This is a genomic window from Rothia nasimurium (assembly GCF_928382285.1).
In the GTDB taxonomy this organism is placed as follows: Bacteria; Actinomycetota; Actinomycetes; order Actinomycetales; family Micrococcaceae; genus Rothia; species Rothia nasimurium_E.
Map to the genome: position 1 here is coordinate 1 of NZ_CAKMSS010000016.1, position 5,453 is coordinate 5,453.

Here is a 5,453-nt window from a genome sequence, read left to right on the forward strand (position 1 = left end):
TCACATCAAGACTTGGCGGATTCTTCATACGGGGTTTAGGCGGCCGTTGGGGTTGTATGGGCGGGTGTTTGCGGTGGTGCGGGGGTTGGTGTTTTTGGCTGCGGGTGGGACTTTTGAATAAGCCTCATAGTATGTGAAAAAGGATGTCTATGCTGTGAGCTACGAGGAGGCTGAATATGCAGGTACTAGGTGGTATGCAAGAAACCCTTTTAGGCATACGTAAGAGAGTTTGGCATGTTCGGCATGGTGGGATAAAGCAGCTGAAAACTTTTTTGCGCAGAGAGCAGCTGTTTGGGCGTAATCATGGTGACCTAGTTAGATCTGGCGCAAAGGTATTAACAGGTTCGCAGGCAGTGGGAGAAATTCCAAAAGTAGTTAGAGAGCCGCGGCTTGGTTCTGGGTACCGTCTAGAATTTGAGCCGTCAAAGGCGTTGCCCTTACCTCTGACGTATCCAGGTATTCGTGCCGCGGTTATTCTTGATGATTTTTCTTTGCAGGCGTGGGGAGCGGAGTTTGAAACTGTAGCAATTACACCCAAAAATTGGCTCCAGCAGATCACCGAAAAGCCGGTAGATTTTTTGTTAGTAGAATCAGCCTGGGCAGGTAATGGGGGTGCCTGGCAGTACCATTTGACCGGTCCGAGCGCTCCACGTCCTGCTGTTATTGAGCTTCTTGCCTGGTGTAAAGAGCAGGGTATTCCTAGCGTGTTTTGGAATAAAGAAGACCCTCCTCATTTTGAGGATTTTCTCGATACTGCACATCTTTTTGATTTTGTCTTTACATCTGACTCAAACATGGTGCCCCGATATCGGGAAGAGCTGGGTCATGACCGTGTTTTCCCTTTATCATTTGCAGCTGCTCCAAGTCTCCATAACCCCGTACGTGCAAGCAAACATGGGGGGTCTCGGGGTGTTGCTTTTGCAGGGACTTATTTTGCCCATAAGTTTCCAGAACGTCGCGAGCAGATGGATACGCTGCTAACCGGCGCTCTGGCCGGAGCTGCTAAGAGCGGTGAGCCCTTCGAGATTTATTCCCGATTTTGGGGTAAAGACGCTAAGTATCAGTTCCCTGAACCGTTTGCTAGCCATGTTGTGGGGTCTCTGCCATATCTGCAGATGGTAAGAGCTTATAAAGCTCACAAGGTTTTTCTGAATGTAAATTCAGTTATTGATTCACCAAGTATGTGCGCCCGACGTATTTTTGAAATTTTGGCTTCAGGTACCCCGGTAGTGACAACTGGCTCTGCGGCTATTAGACAGTTCTTTGATGAACGCCAGCTACTGGTGGCAGAAAACGAAGAAGATGCTGAGTTGAAAGTTCGGTCCCTACTTAATTCTGAAGTTTTACGAGCGCGCTCTGTGCACATGGCACAACGGGAAATCTGGACCCGGCACACGTATGCGCATCGGGCTCAACAAGTGTTGCAGGTTATAGGAGTTCAGGCCAAGGCAAGTCTTCGCTCATTTGTGAACGACCCTTTGGTGACTGTTATGGTCGCAACTATGCGACCCCATCAAGTCGAGAAAGTCTTTGAGACGGTAGGACGCCAGAAAGATGTTCAGGTTCAACTCATTCTGCTGACCCATGGTTTTACCCTCAAGCAATCGGAGGCAAACAGGCTAGCGAAACAGCACGGAATCAATAATTTCTCACTACTGCAAGCATCTTCTGCGAAAACGTTAGGTGAATGTATGAACCTAATGGTAGCTGCCGCGCAGGGTGAAGTTATCACCAAAATGGATGATGATGATTTATATGGCGATTACTATCTTATCGATCAATTGAACTGTCTAAAGTTCTCTGGGGCAGACCTCGTAGGCAAGGGCACCCATTACATGTATTTAAAAAATACCGATATCACGGTTCTACGCCGAGCCAACGTAGTCCATCGTTTTACAGATTTTGTAGCTGGCCCTACCATTATGGGTTGGGCCGTTACCTTCAGGGCTCACCCTTTTGACCCCATCAGCATAGGCGAAGACAGTGCTTTCCTGGAGTCTGTGCTTAAGGCAAACGGTTCTATCTACGCAACCTCCCCCTTCAACTTCATCCAAGTTCGCCAATCCCAGGGCTCTCACACGTGGGACATCTCTGACGAAACGATTCTAGCCAGAAATCAGGCTGTGTATTACGGGCTAAACAAACGCGATATTATGTTATAGATACGCCTCCCGTAGAACATCATCACTACACACCCAGCACATTTAAAGAAGGTTCCCCTATGCCCACTCGTACTGTAGCTTTCGTAGGCCTTGGCTACATCGGTCTGCCGACAGCCGTTGTAATGGCTAACCACGGCCTTAAAGTAACCGGTGTTGATATCAATGTCGCTAATGTAGAGCGCATCAACCGTGGTGAGGTCACCATCGTAGAACCGGGGCTTGAAGAGCAGCTGCAGAAGGCTATTTCTTCTGGCAATCTCAGGGCAACCACAGAGATGCCTCAGGCTGATGTTTACGTTATTGCGGTTCCCACTCCCTTCAAGGAGAACTATGAGGGGGACCTTTCTTACATCATGGCTGCTGCTGAAAGCATTGCACCGCAGCTCAAGGGTGATGAGCTGATTATCCTTGAGTCCACCTCTCCCCCCAAGACTACCCAGAAGCTTGCTGCTAAGGTCCTCGAGCTTCGCCCTGATCTTGTCGCTGATGGAACCGAAAACCCTGAAGGCAAGCCGGTCATCTACTTCGCTTACTGCCCCGAGCGCATTCTACCCGGCTACGCTATGGAAGAGCTCATCACCAACTCTCGTATTATTGGCGGGCAAACCGCAAAAGCTACTGAAATTGCCAAGGAGATCTACGGAGCTTTCTGCACCGGTGAGCTGGTAGCAACAGACGATGTTACCGCTGAGATGGCTAAGCTAACCGAAAATTCTTTCCGCGATGTCAATATTGCTTTTGCAAATGAGCTGTCGCTGATTTCTGACAAGCTTGGTATCGATGTTTGGGAACTTATTAACCTAGCGAATAAGCACCCCCGAGTGAATATTTTGCAGCCTGGCCCCGGCGTTGGCGGTCACTGCATCGCTGTTGACCCCTGGTTCATTGTGTCAACAGACCGCGAGAACTCTAACCTGATCCGTACTGCCCGTGAGGTTAATGATGGTAAGCCTAGCTGGGTGTTAGGCAAGGTCGCAGGTGCTGTTGCTGAGCTCAATGCCGAGCGCCCGACTATTGCTGCGCTTGGCCTAGCCTTCAAGCCCGACATCGATGACCTTCGTGAATCTCCTGCGCTTGAGATAACCGCAAAACTCGCAAAGGCCTTTCCCCAGGCTCAAATTCTGGCCGTAGAACCACATGTCAATGAGCTACCGGCAAAACTGCAGAATTCCAAGAACCTTACTCTGGCTACAACGCAGGAGGCTCTCCAGCAGGCTGATATTGTCCTGTTGCTGGTAGATCACCAGGTCTTCAAGACAGTCGATCGTTCCAAGCTTGCTGGTAAAAAGGTTATTGATACCAAGGGTGTCTGGCGTTAGTCTTAATCTCCTTTTTCTTCCTTAGCTCCAGGTATAGAAAGTTTCACTACCCTATGTACTCAGATGAATCCCGGTCGCCCGAAGATATCCGCCACATCAAAATTGAAGCGGCTATGCGTGATCCGGAAAAACTATATACCAACTACCAGGGACTAGTTGCCCGCGACCTAAGATATCGCAAGCAGCTAGCTGAGTATGAGGTTTTAAAATCTGAAGTTAAGCAGCTCAATAAGAGACTAGAAGAAGCAGAATCTTTAAAAAACCTCGCTGAAGACCGCCTTAGCAAAGCTGAAGGGTCTCTGCGCGCCTACCGTGCAGAGACTAAACGGCTCAAAGATGACCTTAAGCGACTCAGAGCCTCACGTGCTCTCCGTCTTAGCCGGGCCATTAGTTCTTACACCCTAGCTATGCGTAAACTGGTAAACACCAAAGCAGCTCAAGATGCCTCATCGAAGTCGAATTCGCACAGCATCAATACCAGCTCGCAAGTTGGCCCGGCAAAAGTCTCTTCGAAGCCAGCAGCCAACAGCGTAAAGAATAATAGTTCGAAAAAAGTGCAGGCTATAAAGTCTCGGGTTCATTCAGTTCCTGTCAGTCAGAGAAGTATTGAAACACTTTTAGATGATTACGCAACTTCTAAAACCCCTCAGAACTTTATGTTTGTTGTAAACCGTCTATGGTTTACTCTTGGTTCTGTTCAGCAGGTCCAAGCTTTCATTAAAGATAATCCAGCAATTGTCAAAGCCCTATCTCCTAAAGACCGGGTCTTGGTTGATCGCATCTTAGGCTTTGCTAAGCTTCCTCACCTTTTGGACGGTTTACCACCGCGGGCAGAAGGATGCGCATACCAACCTGAATCTAATCGAGTGATGTACTGTGCGCACTCAACCCCTGCATACAACTCCAACGGTTACTCAACTCGAACGCTAGGTGTGGTGAAGGGCCTTAAAAGCGCAGGGCTTGACGTATCAGTAGTAGCACGCGCCGGGTACCCTTGGGATTCTGCTACTGATACCCCTAAGCCTTCGATGCGCAGAACAGTTCGTGCCCTAGACGATATTAACTTTATTCATCTCCCTGGAGAGAATTTAACTGCTGTTCCTGCGGATCGATATATTCTCCAAGCAGCTGATGCTTACGTGCGTGAAGCACGGCTGCAACGTCCTAGCCTAATTCAGTCAGCGTCCAATCACCTCACCGCTTTGCCGGCTCTTATCGCTGCGCGTCGCCTTGGCGTTCCTTTCGTATATGAAGTGCGAGGTTTATGGGAAGTCACGGAAGCATCCGAGAAGCCTGGCTGGGGACAGTCTGAGCGCTATAAACTAGCCGTACAGCTTGAAACGTTCGTAGCTAATGAGGCCGATGGCGTACTGGCAATTACTCAGCAGGTAGCCGATGAGCTAGTTCGCCGAGGGGTACCCAAAAATAAAATTTCATTAGCCCCTAATGCTGTAGATACCAGGCGTTTTGTTCCGCTACCTGCAGACGAGAACTACGCTAAAAAGTATAATATTTCGCTGGATTTACCAACCATTGGTTTTGTTGGCTCGACTGTTCCCTATGAAGGTCTATCTACTTTATTAGATGCCTCTGCAATTCTTTCAGAACAAGGGGTCAAGCATCAGGTAGTTATAGCGGGTTCAGGCAAATCATATCAGGATCTCCAACAACAACAGCAAGAGCGTCAGCTCAAGAATATTATGTTTGTTGGCAGAATCCCCATGGACGAAGTTCCTCGTCTTATCAGCTGTATCGATATCATGCCTTGCCCAAGGCTATCATTGCCGGTAACCGAACTTGTTTCTCCGCTCAAGCCGCTTGAGGCATTTAGTTCCGCTAAGGCAGTGAGGCTTATTCAAAAATCCAACCCACCAACTAGACAACGGCCCCACCACACGGCAACCTAGAGGATAAAACGCCAGTAATATTCTCAGCACCGCACCGGAGGAACCGTTGCACCACCACCGTACCA

Annotated in this window: 3 protein-coding genes; all 3 read left to right on the forward strand. The window is 48.9% G+C overall.

Annotation, left to right across the window (positions count from 1 at the left end):
• Positions 1-176 precede the first annotated feature (176 nt).
• From L6758_RS10830 to L6758_RS10840, 3 genes are read left to right on the forward strand one after another with little or no spacing between them, the layout of a single operon-like run.
• Positions 177-2,162, forward strand: coding sequence for a CgeB family protein (locus L6758_RS10830; protein WP_237206092.1), 1,986 nt, complete (start codon positions 177-179; stop codon positions 2,160-2,162).
• Positions 2,163-2,221: 59 nt separating this feature from the next.
• Positions 2,222-3,481: a UDP-N-acetyl-D-mannosamine dehydrogenase gene (gene wecC / locus L6758_RS10835; RefSeq protein WP_237206091.1), complete on the forward strand. Its 1,260-nt coding sequence runs from the start codon at positions 2,222-2,224 to the stop codon at positions 3,479-3,481.
• A 53-nt stretch (positions 3,482-3,534) separates the two neighbouring features.
• On the forward strand, positions 3,535-5,388 hold the full coding sequence (locus L6758_RS10840; protein WP_237206090.1) for a glycosyltransferase: 1,854 nt from the start codon (positions 3,535-3,537) through the stop codon (positions 5,386-5,388).
• Positions 5,389-5,453 lie beyond the last annotated feature (65 nt).

What these genes read in the sequence shown, in the direction of transcription:
- L6758_RS10840 (WP_237206090.1), top strand. Translation starts at nt 3,535, where the DNA reads ATGTACTCAGATGAATCCCGGTCGCCCGAAGATATCCGCCACATCAAA.
- L6758_RS10830 (WP_237206092.1), top strand. Translation starts at nt 177, where the DNA reads ATGCAGGTACTAGGTGGTATGCAAGAAACCCTTTTAGGCATACGTAAG.
- wecC (WP_237206091.1), top strand. Translation starts at nt 2,222, where the DNA reads ATGCCCACTCGTACTGTAGCTTTCGTAGGCCTTGGCTACATCGGTCTG.